This window comes from Micrococcus sp. ACRRV (genome assembly GCF_022346985.1).
GTDB classification, from domain to species: domain Bacteria; phylum Actinomycetota; class Actinomycetes; order Actinomycetales; family Micrococcaceae; genus Micrococcus; species Micrococcus porci.
Genome location: NZ_JAKRNH010000063.1, coordinates 1 through 14,733, shown reverse-complemented (window position 1 = coordinate 14,733; position 14,733 = coordinate 1). Strand labels below are relative to the sequence as shown.

The window sequence follows — 14,733 nt, the reverse complement described above, 5'->3', positions numbered from 1 at the left end:
CACCCAACAAGGAGAACCGTCATGACGGACATTCGCACCGACGCCGCCTCCGCGGCCGAGGCCCTCCCCGCCACCGACGCCGTCCCCCACGACGTCGCCGAGATCGCCCCCGAGGACCCCACGCCGGGCGCGCTCGACGCCGCCGCGCTCCAGGACCTGCTCCTGGGCTCGTGGGCCGAGGCGCACCGCACCGCCCGCGGCCTCGTCAAGGACGAGCGCCTGCACCGCGACCCCGCCCTCGGCATGGACGAGCACCGTGCCCGCGTGCTCGACCAGCTCGGCATCCTCGTCGAGGAGAAGGCCGTGCACCGCGCCTTCCCCGCGGACCTCGGCGGCCAGGACGACCACGGCGGCTCCATCGCCGCGTTCGCCAACCTGGTGCTGGCCGACCCCTCGCTCCAGATCAAGGCAGGCGTGCAGTGGGGCCTGTTCTCCTCCGCGATCCTGCACCTGGGCACCCGTGAGCACCACGAGAAGTGGCTGCCCGGCGCGATGGACCTCTCCATGCCCGGCGCGTTCGCCATGACGGAGATCGGCCACGGCTCCGACGTCGCCTCCATCGCCACCACGGCCACCTACGACGAGGCCACGCAGGAGTTCGTGATCCACACCCCGTTCAAGGCGGCGTGGAAGGACTACCTCGGGAACGCCGCCCTCCACGGGCGGGCCGCCACGGTCTTCGCCCAGCTCATCACCAAGGGCGTGAACCACGGCGTCCACTGCTTCTACGTCCCGATCCGCGACGAGTCGGGCGCCTTCCTGCCCGGCGTCGGCGGCGAGGACGACGGCCTGAAGGGCGGGCTGAACGGCATCGACAACGGCCGCCTCCACTTCGACCATGTCCGCGTGCCGCGCACCCACCTGCTGAACCGCTACGGCGACGTCGCCGAGGACGGCACCTACTCCTCGGACATCGCCTCCCCCGGCCGGCGCTTCTTCACGATGATCGGCACCCTGGTGCAGGGGCGCGTGTCCCTGTCCCTCGCCGCCTCCATCGCGTCCTTCATGGGCCTGCACGGCGCCCTCGCCTACGCCGAGCAGCGCCGCCAGTTCGGCGGCCCCGAGGGCTCGGAGACGCTGCTGCTGGACTACCAGAACCATCAGCGCCGCCTCATCGATCGCCTGGCCCGGACCTACGCGGACCTGTTCGCCGCGAACGAGCTGCTCGAGAAGTTCGACCACGTGTTCTCCGGCGCGGGCGACACGGACAAGGACCGCGAGGAGCTCGAGACCCTCGCCGCAGCGATCAAGCCGCTGACCACCTGGAACGCCCTCGACACCCTGCAGGAGGCCCGCGAGGCCACCGGCGGCATGGGTTTCATGGCCGGGCGCAACCGCCTCCCGCACCTGCGCGCCGACCTGGACATCTTCGTCACCTTCGAGGGCGACAACAACATCCTGCTCCAGCTGGTCGGCAAGCGCCTGCTGACCGACTACTCGGCGGAGTTCGGCAAGCTCAACGTCGGGGCGGTCTCCCGCTGGGCCGCGTCCGAGGCGTCCGACGCCCTGCACCGCGTCGGCCTGCACAAGGCCGCGCAGTCCGTGCACGACCGCGGCGACCAGCGCCGCGCGGCCAACTGGTTCAAGGATCCCCAGGTCCAGCGCGACCTGCTGACGGACCGCGTGCGGACGCGCGTCGCGGACATCGCCTCCACGCTCGGCTCGGCCCGGGGGAAGTCGAAGGCGGAGCAGGCCGCCGCGTTCAACTCGCGCCAGCACGAGCTGATCGAGGTGGCGCGCCACCACGGCGAGCTCCTCCAGTGGGAGGCGTTCACCCGCCAGGTCGAGTCGCTGCCTGCGGGGCAGACCCGCACGGTGCTGACCTGGCTGCGCGACCTGTTCGCGCTGCGCCTCATCGAGGACGACCTCGGCTGGCTCGTGGCCCACGGCCGCGTCTCCTCGGCCCGCGCCCGCGTGCTCCGCGGCTACGTCAACCGCCTGGCCGAGCGCCTGCGCCCCTTCGCCCTGGAGCTCGTGGAGGCATTCGGGCTGGAGCCGGAGCACCTGCGCATGGAGATCGCCACGGACGCCGAGTCGGTCCGACAGCAGGAGGCCGCCGACTGGTTCGCCGCCCGCCGCGCGGCCGGCGAGGAGCCCGTGCACGAGAAGACGCTGCACGCCGGCAAGCGCTGACCAGGCGCCCCGTAGAACGACGGGCCCGGCACCTCCACGAGGTGACGGGCCCGTCGTCGTGCCGCCCCGGGGCGGGAGGGCGCGGTCAGCGGGCGACCGCCGCGTAGACCTCCATGGTGCGGTCCGCGATGGTCTCCCAGGAGAAGTGCTCGATCGCGCGGGCGCGCCCCGCCTCGCCCATCGCTGTGGCCCGTTCGGGGTCGGCCAGGACGGTGGAGAGCGCCTTCGCGAGGTCGGCGGCGAACTTCTCCTCGTCCACGGGGGTGCCGGTGCCGTCGTCGGCCTGCTCCACGGGCACGAGCAGGCCCGTGACGCCGTCGTCCACGACCTCGGGGATGCCGCCCACCGCCGAGGCGACGACCGCGGTGCCGCAGGCCATGGCCTCGAGGTTGACGATCCCGAGGGGCTCGTAGATCGAGGGGCAGGCGAACACGGTGGCGGCGGAGAGGATCTGCGTGACCTCGCCGCGCGGGATCATGCCCTCCACCACGACGACGCCCTCGCGCTCGGCGCGCAGCCGGCCGATCAGGCCCTCGACCTCGCGGGCGAGCTCGGGGGTGTCCGCGGCGCCGACGCACAGCACGAGCTGCACGTCCTCGGGGAGCTGGAGGGCCGCGCGCAGCAGGTGGGGCACGCCCTTCTGCCGGGTGATGCGGCCGACGAAGGCCACGGAGGGCCTGTCCGGATCGATGCCGTACTTCGTGAGGGCGTCGGTGCCGGTCTGCGGGGTCCACAGCTGCGTGTCGATGCCGTTGTGCACCGTGTGCACCTTGGCGGGGTCGACGTCCGGGTAGCAGCGCAGGATGTCCCGGCGCATGCCCTCGGACACCGCGATGACCGCGGCGGCTCCGTGGTAGGCCGTGGACTCGGCCCAGCTGGAGAGGGCGTAGCCGCCGCCGAGCTGCTCGGCCTTCCAGGGGCGGAGCGGCTCCAGCGAGTGCGCCGAGAGCACGTGCGGCACGCCGTGCATCAGCCCGCCCAGGTGACCGGCCATGTTGGCGTACCAGGTGTGGGAGTGGATGACGTCCGCCCCGTCGAGGTCCCCGACGATGTCCAGGTCGGTGACGAGCGTCTGGACCGCGCCGTTGGCGGACTCGAAGCCGGCGGGCTGGGCGTACGAGGTCACCGTGGCCCCGTGGTAGTCGGGTTCGCGGGCGCCGCCGAAGGCGTGGACGTGCACGTCGGCACGGGAGGAGAGGACACGGGTCAGCTCGGCCACGTGGACGCCGGCGCCGCCGTAGATGGTCGGGGGGAACTCTTTGGTCACGATGTCGATGCGCACGCCTCCAACCTAGTCGGGGCCGGAACGGCTCGATAGTCTGGCGGCACGCCGGGCCCCACGGCCCGCGCACGGACATGGCACGCGCAGGCACCCCAGGAAACCCAAGGAAGTGGTCGAGCGATGGTGGAGAAGAAGGTCCTCTCTGTGGTTCTCGCGGGAGGCGAGGGCAAGCGGCTCATGCCCCTGACGGCGGACCGCGCCAAGCCGGCCGTGCCGTTCGGCGGCGAGTACCGGCTGATCGACTTCGCGCTCTCCAACCTGGTGAACTCGCGCTTCCGCGAGATCGTCGTGCTGACGCAGTACAAGTCGCACTCCCTGGACCGCCACATCTCGGAGACCTGGCGCATGTCCACCATGCTGAACAACTACGTGGCCACGGTCCCGGCCCAGCAGCGGCGCGGCAAGGACTGGTTCACGGGCTCGGCGAACGCGATCTACCAGTCGATGAACCTCATCTCCGACGCGCGGCCGGACATCGTCGTCGTCATCGGCGCGGACCACGTCTACCACATGGACTTCCAGCAGATGGTGGACCACCACGTCGCCTCCGGGGCGAAGGCCACGGTGGCAGCGGTCCGTCAGCCGCTGGAGCTGGCCGACCAGTTCGGCGTCATCGAGACCGACGCCGCGGACCCCGGGCGCATCACGGCGTTCGTGGAGAAGCCGGCCACCACGCCGGGCCTGGCGGACGATCCGGCCCAGTTCCTCGCGTCCATGGGCAACTACGTGTTCGACACGGACGCGCTCGTCGAGGCCCTCAACGCCGACGACGCCAACCCGGAGTCCAACAACGACATGGGCGGCGACATCGTCCCCTACTTCGTCGGGCGCGGCGAGGCCGGCGTCTACGACTTCACCACCAACGAGGTGCCCGGCGGCACCCCCGGCAAGCACTACTGGCGGGACGTCGGCACCCTGGACTCCTACTACGACGCACACATGGACCTCGTGCAGCCGTGGCCGGAGTTCAACCTCTACAACCGCGCCTGGCCGCTCTACACCCGCCAGTCGGTGTCCCCGCCCGCCAAGCTCGTGCGCTCGGCCTCGCGCCGACCCGGCACCGCCGGCGACTCCATCCTGGCCCAGGGCGTCGTGATCTCGGGCGGCACCGTCGCGCAGTCGGTGCTCTCCACGGACGTGCGCGTCGGCAACGAGGCGTGGGTGGAGCAGTCGGTGCTGCTGGACTCCGTGACCGTCGGCGAGGGCGCGCACGTGCGCAACGCCATCATCGACAAGAACGTGGTCATCCCGGCCGGCGCCCGCATCGGCTTCGACCGCGCCGAGGACGAGGCGAACGGCTACACCGTCACCGACTCCGGCCTGACGGTGCTGTCCAAGAACCAGCGGGTCCCCGACCCCCGCTGAACCGCCCCGTGAGGTCCCGTCGCCGGCGCGTCCCGCTTCCCGCCAGCGCGTCGGCGGCGCTCGGTGCCCCGAGTGTGACGTGAGACACCGGCTGTGATGGGATGTCCTGCATGACCGACTCCCCCACGCTCACGCGGGACGAGGCTCGCGCCCGGGCCCGCCTGATCACCGTCCACGACTACGACGTCCACGTGGACGTCAGCGGCGCCGCGGACGCCAGCGCCGCCGCCTATCCGGTGACCGCCACGATCCGCTTCGACTGCGCCGAGCCCGGAGCGGAGACCTGGCTGGACTGGATCTCGGCCTCCGTGGAGTCCGTGGAGCTCAACGGCGAGGCGCTCGACCCGGCCGTCGTCGCGTCCCGCTCCCGCGTGCGCCTGCCGGACCTGGCCGCGCAGAACACGGTGACGCTGCGCGGAACCTCGCTGTACTCCCGCTCCGGGGAGGGTCTGCACCGCTTCGTCGACCCGGCCGACGGGCGCACCTACCTGTACACGCAGTACGAGCCGGCCGACGCGCGACGCGTGTTCCCCGACTTCGAGCAGCCCGACCTCAAGGCGTCCTTCACGTTCCGCCTGACGGGTCCGGCGGACTGGGTGCTGGCCTCCAACGGGGCCGAGGTGGGCCGCGAGGACGCCGGGGAGGGTGCGGTGACGGTGGCCTTCGCCCCCACGCGCCGGCTCTCGACGTACATCACGGCCCTCGTGGCCGGACCCTACGCCGTGGTCGAGGACCGCTGGGACGGCCACGCCGCCACCGGCGCCGAGCCCCTCCCCCTGCGCGTGATGTGCCGGCGGGCCCTCGCCGAGCACCTGGACGCCGACGAGCTGTTCCGCATCACGAAGGCCGGCCTGGACTTCTTCCACGACCTGTTCGGCGTCCCCTACGAGTGGGGCGCCTACGACCAGGCGTTCGTGCCCGAGTACAACCTCGGCGCCATGGAGAACCCCGGCCTGGTGACCTTCACCGAGCACTACATCCACGACACCGCCCCCACCCGCGGGCAGCTCGAGGGGCGCGCCACCACGGTCCTCCACGAGATGGCGCACATGTGGTTCGGCGACCTCGTCACCATGCGCTGGTGGGACGACCTCTGGCTCAAGGAGTCCTTCGCGGACTACATGGGCACGCTCGCCGCGGACGAGGCGGCCGGGTTCGACGAGTCCTGGACGACCTTCGCCTCGCGCCGCAAGGCCTGGGCCTACGCGCAGGACGCCTACCCGACGACGCACCCCATCGTCGCCGACATCGTGGACCTCGAGGCCGCCCGGCAGAACTTCGACGGCATCACCTACGCCAAGGGCGCGTCCGTCCTGAAGCAGCTGGCGGCGTTCGTGGGCCGGGACGCGTTCATGGAGGCCGCCCGCGTCTACTTCCACCGTCATGCCTGGGGCAACGCGGAGCTGGACGACTTCCTCGCCGTGCTCGGCGAGGCCTCCGGCCGGGACATGAGCGCCTGGGCGGACGCCTGGCTGCGCACCGCCGGCGTGCCCGCACTCGCCGTGGAGGCCGACGGCGACGGCGCCCCCGTGCTGGTCCATTCCGGCGTCGACCCGAGGACGGGTGAGCCCATCCGCCGCCCCCACGTGCTCCGGGTGGGCGTGTTCACCCCCGACGCCGACGGCGCCCTGACCCGGACCGCGCAGGTGGACGCGGACATCGCCGCCGGGGCCGAGCGGACCACGCTGCCCGGGCTGGAGGTTCCCGACGGCCCGCGGCTGATCCTGCCCAACGACGAGGACCTCACCTACGCCGCCGTCGCCCTCGACGAAGCCTCCCTGGACGCCGTGCTCACCCGTCCCGTGGCCGACCCCCTGGCGCAGGCCACCGTCTGGGCGGCCCTGTGGTCCATGGTCCGCGAGGGCACGCTGCCCGCCGCGCGGTTCGTGGGCGCGGTGGAGGAGCTGTCCGCCTCCGTGGCCGGCGTGGCCGTGTACACGCAGGTGGTCTCCCAGGCCGCGGCCGCCGTGGAGCTCTACGCGACGGCCGCCCAGCGGCGTGCCCTGCGGGCCGGCCTCGGCGAGCACCTGCTGTCCGCCCTGCGCTCCCTCGAGGCCGGCGGGGACCGGCAGCGCGCGGCCGTCCGCACCCTCGCGGTGCTGGCCCGCGGTGACGCCGACCTCGCCCGCCGTCTGGAGACCGCGGTCCTCGAGGACGCCGAGACCGGCGCGCCCGGCCTCGCGGTGGATGCGGAGATCCGCTGGCTCGTGCTGCAGGCGTTGGCGGCCACGGGTTCGGCCGACCGGGCCCGGCTCGATGCCGCCCTGGCGGAGGAGCGGACGGCCAAGACGGTGGTGGCCCACCGGCTCGCCGCCCAGGCGATCCCCGACCCGGCCGTGAAGCGCGCCGCCTGGGACGCCGTCCTGGCCGGGGAGGACGCTGAGGGGCAGGCCCTGTCCAACGATCTGCTGTCCGCGACGGCCTCCGGGTTCGCGGCCGGCGGGCACGACCTGGTCGACCCCTTCGAGCCGGGCTTCTGGGGCGAACTGGAGGGGCTGTGGTCCTCGCGGTCCAACGGACTGGCCTCACGGGCGATCTCCGGCCTGTTCCCCCTGCACCAGGACGCCCTGCCCGGGGACGCGGCGGCCCAGGAGGCGCACCCGGTCCTCGCCCGGGCGCAGGCGTGGCTGGACGAGCACACCGCGGCCCCGGGCGCGCTGCGACGCCTGGTCGTCGAGCAGACGGACGCCCTGCGCCGATCGCTGCGCGTGCAGGCGGCCCAGCCGACCCCGTGACCCGACATCCCCCCGCGCGTTCCGGGCGGGACACGCCGCTGTGGCATCAGCCGATGCGGCGTGTCCCGCCCGGAAAGCCGTCGGACCCGGTGGCGGTCACGCGTGGGACGGGGCGCGTCCGGTCATGGGACGCGGGCGGTCCACTCCGGTGACGAGAACTTGGTGCGGGCCAGTTCCTCGGCGCGGGCGCGGGTGTCGGCGTCGAGCTCGACCCGGCGGGCGCCGTAGCGGCGCTCGAACACGGCCATCATGGTCTCCCAGATCTGCTCGCGGGGCACGCCGGTCTGGCGGCGGAGGGGGTCGACGCGCTTCTTCGCGGAGGCGACGCCCTTGCCCCGCAGCTTCTCCCGGCCGATCCGCAGCACCTCCGTCATCTTGTCCGCGTCGATGTCGTAGCTCATGGTGACGTGGTGCAGCAGCCCGGTGGCGCCGAACCGCTTCTGGGCCGCGCCGCCGATCTTCCCCTGGACCGTGGCGATGTCGTTGAGCGGCTGGTAGAACGCCTGCACGCCGAGCTCCCGGAGGGCCTCCATGACCCACTCGTCCAGGAACGGGTAGGACTCGGCGGTGTCGATGCCGTCCACGAGCGAGGCCGGCGCGGACAGGGCGAACGTGACGCAGTTGTCCGCCTCCATGAACATCGCGCCGCCGCCGGAGACGCGCCGCACCACGTGGATCCCGTGGCGGGCGACGCCGTCCGGGTCGACCTCGTTGGCGAGGGACTGGAATGCGCCGATCACCACGGCGGGCTCGGTCCACTGCCACAGGCGCATCACGGGGTTGCGGCGGCCCGCGGCCACGTCCTCCGTGAGGACCTGGTCCAGGGCGGTGTTCATCTCGATGGGCAGGGGCTCGGGCGGGAGGATCTCCCACCGGTGGGACTCCCAGGTGGTGGCCAGACCCACCGCACGACGCACGGCGGTGGCGACGGCCTCGGCGTCGAACCCGAACAGGCGGGCCTCGGGGCGCAGCCCGGCGCGGACGCGCTCGGCCAGCACGTGGTGCTCGGTGTCCGCGGGCAGCCCGGTGAGCGCGGCGTTGATGTCCTCGAGGGCGTCGTCCGGCTCCAGGAAGAAGTCGCCGTTCACCGACGCGCGGACGATCACCCCGTCCTGCACCTCCACGTCGGCGGCCACCAGCTTTCCGCCGAGGACCTTGAACTCTCCGTGATGCGTCGTCTGGGTGCTCATGGCTTCAGCCTAGGACGACGCCGGCCCCGCACCCTCCATGGCGGAGGTGCGGGGCCCGGCGTCGTGCGGCGCGAGAGCGGCTCAGGCCGCTGCGATCACTTCTTGCCGCCGAAGCCCTTGAACCGCGCGTTGAAGCGCTCCACGCGGCCGGCGGTGTCCATGATGCGCTGCTTGCCCGTGTAGAACGGGTGCGACGCGGCCGAGATCTCGACATCGATCACGGGGTAGGTGTTGCCGTCGGTCCACTCGGCGGTCTTCTCGGAGGTCGCGGTGGTGCGGGTGAGGATCTTCTCACCGGAGGCGAGGTCGTTGAAGATGACGTAGCGGTAATCCGGGTGGATCTCAGACTTCATGGTGTGTTCCTTCGTTCCAGCCGCCTGACTGTGACCAGGGGCGCGAGAGGTGTGGTCGTGGGGTCCGCCGGGCGGCGGGCCAGCGGCCCACTCTACACGACGCGGGGACATCGTCCGGCTCAGGCCGCGGGCGTGTCCCGGGGCCGCAGCTCCCACAGCGCCACGGCGGCGGCTGCGGCCACGTTCAGGGAGTCGACGCCGGCCGGCATGGGGATGACGACGTGGGCGTCCACGGCGGCGAGCGTCTCGGGCCGCACGCCGGGGCCCTCCTGACCCAGCACGAGGGCGAGGCGCTCGGCGGTGCGGACGGGCTCGAGCTCCGGGGAGTCCAGGCCGACGGCGCGGTCGGTCACCTCGAGGGCGGCCGTCGCGAACCCGGCGGCGCGCAGGGCGGGCAGCGCCTCGTCGAGGGGACCGTCCGCCCGGGCCCAAGGCAGGCGGAACACCGTCCCCATGGAGACGCGGATCGCGCGCCGGTAGAGGGGGTCCGCCGCCCGCGGGGTGAGCAGCAGCGCGTCCCAGCCGAGGGCCACCGCAGATCGGACCACGGCCCCGAGGTTGGTGTGGTCCACCAGGTCCTCGGCGATGAGCACGCGGTGCGCACCGTCCAGTGCCTCTGCGACGCTCCGGGGCACCGGCCGGTCCATCGCGGCCAGGGCGCCGCGGTGCAGGTGGAATCCGGTCAGGGCGGTCAGCACCTCGTCCGGGCCGGTGAACACGGGCACGCCCGGGTGGGCGGCGATCACGTCCGCGAAGGTCTCCCGGTAGCGGTCCCCGAGCAGGAACGAGCGCGGGGCGTGCCCGGCGTCGAGGGCGCGGCGCACCACGGGCGAGGACTCGGCGAGGAACACGCCGTGGGCGGCGTCGACGTCCCTGCGCAGGGCCGCGTCGGTGAGCGTCGTGTACGGCGCGAGCCGGGGATCGGCCAGGTCGGCGGCCGACTGCAGGCGCACCTCCCCCGGAAACGGTGCGGGAGCGCCGTCGTCGGACATCTCAGGCCCCCGCCAGGCGGGACAGCATGCTCACCAGGCCCGCCAGGCCGATCACGACGATGGTGACGCGCAGCGCCGTCGGGGACATCCGGCGTCCGATCCGCGCCCCCACCGACCCGCCGACCAGGGAGGAGACGGCGATCAGCAGGACGGCACGCCAGTCGATGCGGTCGAAGGCGAAGACCAGGTAGAAGACGGCGGCGGTGAGGTTCACGGTCAGGGACAGCCACGTCTTCACCGCGTTGGCGTGCACCAGCGTGCCGCCGACCAGCATCACGCCGAAGATCGCCATGAGCATCACGCCCTGCGCCGCCACGAAGTACCCGCCGTAGATGCCCGTGAGGAACACCAGCGTCCACAGGGCAGGGCTCGCCGGCCCCACCGGCACCGGCGAGTCGGCGCCGGGCACGTGCCCGTGCTCCCCCGCCGAGCGACGCCGCACCCACGCCTGGATGCGCGGCTGCAGGACCACGATGGTCAGGGCGAGCACCAGCAGGCACGGGGCCACAGAGGCGAACACCGTCGGCGGGAGCACCGTCAGCAGCGTCGCACCGATGACGGCGCCCAGGAACGAGGCGAGGGTCAGGCGGGGCAGCAGCGCCCGGGACTCGCGCAGCTCCCGCCGGTACCCGTAGGTCCCGGAGAAGCCGGAGGCCACGAGCCCCATGGCGTTGGAGACCTGTGCGGTCACCGGCGGGAATCCGACCGCCACGAGCACCGGGAACGTCACCAGCGTCCCGGAGCCGATGATCGAGTTGATCGTGCCCGCCCAGAACCCGGCGAGCAGGACCAGCGCCACCTGCCACAGGTCCATGCCCAGGACCGGGGCGGTCAGCAGGTCCATCACGCCGCCACGGCGGTGTAGCGCCCGTCCGCCCGGGTCACCCTCAGCGGGGTGCCGAAGGCGGTGGAGAGGTGCTCGGCCGTCAGCGTCTCCTCCAGCGGTCCCGCCTGGACCACGGCGCCGTCGGCCAGCAGCAGCGCGTGCGTGAAGCCCGGGGGCACCTCCTCCAGGTGGTGCGTCACCAGGACGGTGGCGGGGGCGTCCTCGTCCGCGGCGAGCTCGGACAGCTGGCCCACGAGGGCCTCGCGGCCGGCCACGTCCAGGCCGGCGGCCGGCTCGTCCAGCAGGAGCAGCTCGGGGTCGGTCATGAGGGCGCGGGCGATCAGCACGCGCTTCCGCTCGCCTTCGGACAGCGTGCCGAACCGGCGGTGCGCCAGTCGGGACAGGCCCCACTCGGAGACCAGGCCGAGGGCCCGGGCGCGGTCCTCGACCTCGTACTCCTCGCGCCACCGGCCGGTCATCCCGTAGGAGGCGGTGATGACGGCGTCCTGCACGGCCTCGTCGTCGCGCACCTGGTTCGCCAGGAGGGCGGAGGACAGGCCGATGCGCGGGCGCAGCTCGAACACGTCGACCGCGCCGAGCACCTCGTCGAGGATCGCGACGTCGCCGGAGGTGGGGAACATGCGGGAGGCGGCGATCTGCAGCAGAGTGGACTTACCGGCGCCGTTCGGCCCCATGACGACCCAGCGCTCCCCCGCGCGGACCGTCCAGTCGATCCCGGCGAGGATCTGCTTGGCGCCCCGGCGCACGGCGACGTCCCGCAGCTGCAGGACGGCGTCCTCGTCGGGGGTGAACACGTCGTGCTCGACGACGGGGCGGGGGCTCGGATCCTGGGGGGCGGTGTTCATGGAGACCAGCCTAGTGGGGCGCCGCCTAGGATCGGGGCATGACCCAGGCCCGCCACCTCCTGTACCGCGCCGTGCCCGCCGGGACCGACTCCCCCGTCGCCCCCGCATGGGCGCCGCTGCCCGCCGACGCCGAGCACCTCGCCGCGGACGGCCTGGCCGGCCTGCGCTGGGAGGGGTCCGTGCCGTCGGCCGAGGAGGCCGCCGCGCTCCCGGAGGACTGGGCCCTGGCGAGCCTGCCGCAGTCCGTGGCCGCCGCCCCGACGCCGCTGGTGGTCACTGACGTGGACTCCACGCTGATCCAGCAGGAGGTCATCGAGCTGCTGGCCGCCCACACCGGGCGCGAGGCGGAGGTGGCGGCCGTCACGGAGCGGGCCATGCGCGGCGAGCTGGACTTCGCCCAGTCCCTGCACGCGCGCGTCGAGGCGCTGGCGGGGCTGCCGGCATCGGTCGTCGACGACGTCGTGGCCCGGGTGCGGCCCACCGACGGGGCGATGGAGCTCGTCTCGGCGGTGGACGCCGCGGGAGGCCGCGTCTGCGCCGTCTCCGGTGGATTCACGCAGGTCCTCTCCCCCCTGGCGGAGCGCTGGGGCCTGCACGCCCACGCCGCGAACCGCCTGGAGATCGTCGACGGTGCGCTCACCGGACGGGTGGTCGGGGACGTCGTCGACCGCGCCGCCAAGGCCCGCATGCTGCGCCACTGGGCCGCCGAGGCGTCCCTCGACCCGGCGCAGGCGGTGGGCGTAGGCGACGGCGCCAACGACATCGACCTGCTCGACGCGGCCGGCTGCGGCGTCGCCCTGTGCGCCAAGCCGGCGCTGCGGGTGCACGCCCAGGTGATCCTGGACGTGCCCTCGCTCACGCCGCTGCGCTGGCTGCTCGGCCTCTGAGGGCGCCCAGCACGCGATGAGGGCGGGACACGCCGCCTCCCCGACGAGGGAGGCGGCGTGTCCCGCCCTGACAGCGCTGGCGGCCGGCGTCAGCCGCGGGCCAGGAAGTCCTGCGCCCCGCCGACGAGCTCGGTGTAGCCGGCCTCGAGGTCGGTCCGGCCCACGAGCGCGGCCACCTCGGCGGCGAACTCCTCCACCGAGTACAGCTTCCCCGCGGCCTCGCGGCGGGCCTCGATGGCGCCCGGCTCGGCGCGGTTCAGCAGGGTGGCGGTGATGGTGCCCTCGATCATGTCGCCGGACACCACGACGAAGCCCACGCCCTTGGCCTCGAAGGCCGGGATGCGCTCGCGGAGGGCGTCCTCGCCGGCGCGCTTGGAGCGGGCCACCGGCTCGTAGGCGTCCATCGTGGCCACCTCGTCGATGAAGTGCGCCTGGTGGGAGGTCACGAACACGATCTGCCCGCCGGCGGACATGCGCTCCAGCGCGGCGTCGGCCAGGGCCGCCTGAGCGTCGCGGTTGAGCGTCATGGCGTAGTCCTCGCCGAACTGGGACTCCATGCCGCCGGACGCGTTGAGCACCAGCACGTCCAGGGAGCCGAAGTTGTCGATCGCCGCGTCCAGCAGCGCCGCGCGGTCCTCGGCCACGGTCACGTCGCCGCCCACGGCGACGGCGCGCCCGCGGGCGGCCTCGATGGCCTGGACCACCTTGTTCGCGCGGGGCGCCTTCTGGCGGTAGTTCACGACGACGCCCGCCCCGCGGGCGGCGAGCAGCTGTGCGGTCTCGGCGCCGATGCCGCGCGAGGATCCGGTGACGACGACGCCCTTGCCGGCGAGGTCCTGGGTGGTCATGGTGCTCCTTCGGGTCGGGGTGGTGCGGGAAAGCGGGTCAGTGGCCCATGCCGAGGCCGCCGTCGACCGGGATCACGGCGCCGGAGACGTACCCGGCCCCCGGCGAGGCCAGCCAGCGCACGACGTCGGCCACCTCCTCGGGCTCGGCGAACCGGCCGGCGGGGATGGACTTCCTGTACTGGGCCTTCAGCTCCTCGTCGAGGGACCGCGTCATCTCCGTGTCGATGTAGCCGGGGGCCACGACGTTCGCGGTGATCCCGCGGGCGCCGAGCTCGCGGGTGATGGAGCGGGCCATGCCGATGAGGCCGGACTTCGAGGCGGCGTAGTTCACCTGGCCGGGCGAGCCGAGAAGGCCCACGACGGAGGAGACCAGCACGATCCGACCGCGCTTGAGGCGCATCATGCCCTTGGTGGCACGCTGCACGACGCGGAAGGCGCCGGTGAGGTTGGTGTCCACCACGGAGGTGAAGTCGTCCTCGGACATGCGCAGCAGCAGCTGGTCGTTGGTCACGCCGGCGTTGGCCACGAGCACCTCGACGGGGCCGTGGGCCTCCTCGACCGCGCGGAAGGCGGCGTCCACGGAGGCGGCGTCCGTGACGTCCGCGGCGACCGTCAGGGCGCCCTCGGGACCGCCCTCGCCGGAGCGGGAGGTCACGGCGACGCGGTCGCCGTTCGCGAGGAAGGCCTCCGCGATCGCGCGGCCGATGCCGCGGTTGCCTCCGGTGACGAGGACGCTGCGTCCTCCGGGCTCGGTCTGCTCCGCCATGCGGGCGCCTCCAGTCTGTGTCCGGGGTGGGCGGCCCCACTGCGGGGCCGGTCTGACGGGACTAGAATGGTCCCTCACGGACGGGCCCGCCGCCGCGCCCCGGGGCAGGGGCTGCGAGGAGGGCGCGTGCGCGTCACATCACTCTACGCATCCGGCCCACGCCGGTCCCGCGTCCGCGTCCCCGTGAGGAGGAGGCTTGGCCGCCATCGTCCGCGAGCCCGACGCCGTCCAGGGCGTCACCACCGCCGCCGCGCCGCGCAGCGCCGACCGCGACGCCCGCACGCGCGTCTACGTCGTCCAAATGGCGGTGCGCACCGCGTGCTTCATCGCCGCCCTGTTCACCCACGGCTGGTGGCAGATCCTGTTCATCCTCGGGGCCGTGGTGCTCCCCTATGTGGCCGTGGTCCGCGTGAACAACACCGGCCCCCGCGAGGCAGGGCGGCGCCGGGACGTGGCCCGCGCGGCCCCCGCCGTCCCGGCCCCGCCCTGC

The 14,733-nt window shown here is 73.4% G+C and carries 13 protein-coding genes; 5 read left to right on the top strand and 8 right to left on the bottom strand.

All coding sequences use genetic code 11. From position 1 onward, the window contains the following. Positions 1–21 precede the first annotated feature (21 nt). A complete protein-coding gene (locus tag MHY29_RS07870) occupies positions 22–2,133 on the top strand; it encodes an acyl-CoA dehydrogenase (RefSeq protein ID WP_224354884.1) in 2,112 nt (703 codons plus the stop codon). Positions 2,134–2,218: 85 nt separating this feature from the next. On the opposite strand, the gene glgA is transcribed toward MHY29_RS07870, so the two are convergent. Next, the gene (gene glgA / locus MHY29_RS07865) at positions 2,219–3,415 is read right to left on the bottom strand and encodes a glycogen synthase (protein WP_224354885.1); all 1,197 of its coding nucleotides are present in this window, start codon (positions 3,413–3,415) and stop codon (positions 2,219–2,221) included. 120 nt (positions 3,416–3,535) lie between these two features. On the opposite strand from glgA, the gene glgC reads away from it, so the two are divergent. After that, the gene (glgC, locus tag MHY29_RS07860) at positions 3,536–4,780 is read left to right on the top strand and encodes a glucose-1-phosphate adenylyltransferase (RefSeq protein ID WP_239239784.1); all 1,245 of its coding nucleotides are present in this window, start codon (positions 3,536–3,538) and stop codon (positions 4,778–4,780) included. A 110-nt stretch (positions 4,781–4,890) separates the two neighbouring features. Then, positions 4,891–7,515 carry an aminopeptidase N gene (pepN, locus tag MHY29_RS07855; protein WP_370643482.1) on the top strand — a complete coding sequence of 875 codons (2,625 nt, stop codon included), beginning with the start codon at positions 4,891–4,893 and terminating at the stop codon, positions 7,513–7,515. A gap of 122 nt (positions 7,516–7,637) precedes the next feature. Here pepN and MHY29_RS07850 read toward each other — a convergent pair whose 3' ends face one another. From MHY29_RS07850 to MHY29_RS07830, 5 genes are all read right to left on the bottom strand, one after another. Next, positions 7,638–8,705, bottom strand: a complete 1,068-nt coding sequence (locus MHY29_RS07850) for a lipoate--protein ligase family protein (protein WP_239239778.1) — start codon at positions 8,703–8,705, stop codon at positions 7,638–7,640. Positions 8,706–8,800: 95 nt separating this feature from the next. Then, positions 8,801–9,058 (bottom strand): type B 50S ribosomal protein L31, encoded by a 258-nt coding sequence (locus MHY29_RS07845; protein ID WP_224354889.1) that lies wholly within the window; start codon positions 9,056–9,058, stop codon positions 8,801–8,803. A gap of 119 nt (positions 9,059–9,177) precedes the next feature. Next, positions 9,178–10,050, bottom strand: coding sequence for an RNA methyltransferase (locus MHY29_RS07840; RefSeq protein WP_239239775.1), 873 nt, complete (start codon positions 10,048–10,050; stop codon positions 9,178–9,180). 1 nt (position 10,051) lies between these two features. Continuing rightward, complete coding sequence (locus MHY29_RS07835) at positions 10,052–10,894, bottom strand: sulfite exporter TauE/SafE family protein (protein ID WP_255718715.1); 843 nt, start codon at positions 10,892–10,894, stop codon at positions 10,052–10,054. Beyond that, a complete protein-coding gene (locus tag MHY29_RS07830) occupies positions 10,894–11,742 on the bottom strand; it encodes an ABC transporter ATP-binding protein (protein WP_239239769.1) in 849 nt (282 codons plus the stop codon). The genes MHY29_RS07835 and MHY29_RS07830 overlap by 1 nt, the downstream gene beginning before the upstream one ends. A gap of 38 nt (positions 11,743–11,780) precedes the next feature. On the opposite strand from MHY29_RS07830, the gene serB reads away from it, so the two are divergent. Beyond that, positions 11,781–12,629, top strand: a complete 849-nt coding sequence (gene serB / locus MHY29_RS07825; RefSeq protein WP_239239766.1) for a phosphoserine phosphatase SerB — start codon at positions 11,781–11,783, stop codon at positions 12,627–12,629. An 89-nt stretch (positions 12,630–12,718) separates the two neighbouring features. On the opposite strand, the gene MHY29_RS07820 is transcribed toward serB, so the two are convergent. Then, positions 12,719–13,477: an SDR family oxidoreductase gene (locus MHY29_RS07820; protein ID WP_239239762.1), complete on the bottom strand. Its 759-nt coding sequence runs from the start codon at positions 13,475–13,477 to the stop codon at positions 12,719–12,721. Positions 13,478–13,514: 37 nt separating this feature from the next. Then, positions 13,515–14,243, bottom strand: a complete 729-nt coding sequence (gene fabG, locus MHY29_RS07815; RefSeq protein WP_224354895.1) for a 3-oxoacyl-ACP reductase FabG — start codon at positions 14,241–14,243, stop codon at positions 13,515–13,517. Between the two features lie 196 nt (positions 14,244–14,439). Between fabG and MHY29_RS07810 the strand changes: the two genes are divergently transcribed. After that, positions 14,440–14,733, top strand: a 294-nt coding sequence (locus tag MHY29_RS07810; RefSeq protein WP_239239759.1) for a DUF3099 domain-containing protein, incomplete at its 3' end; no start/stop codon positions are given.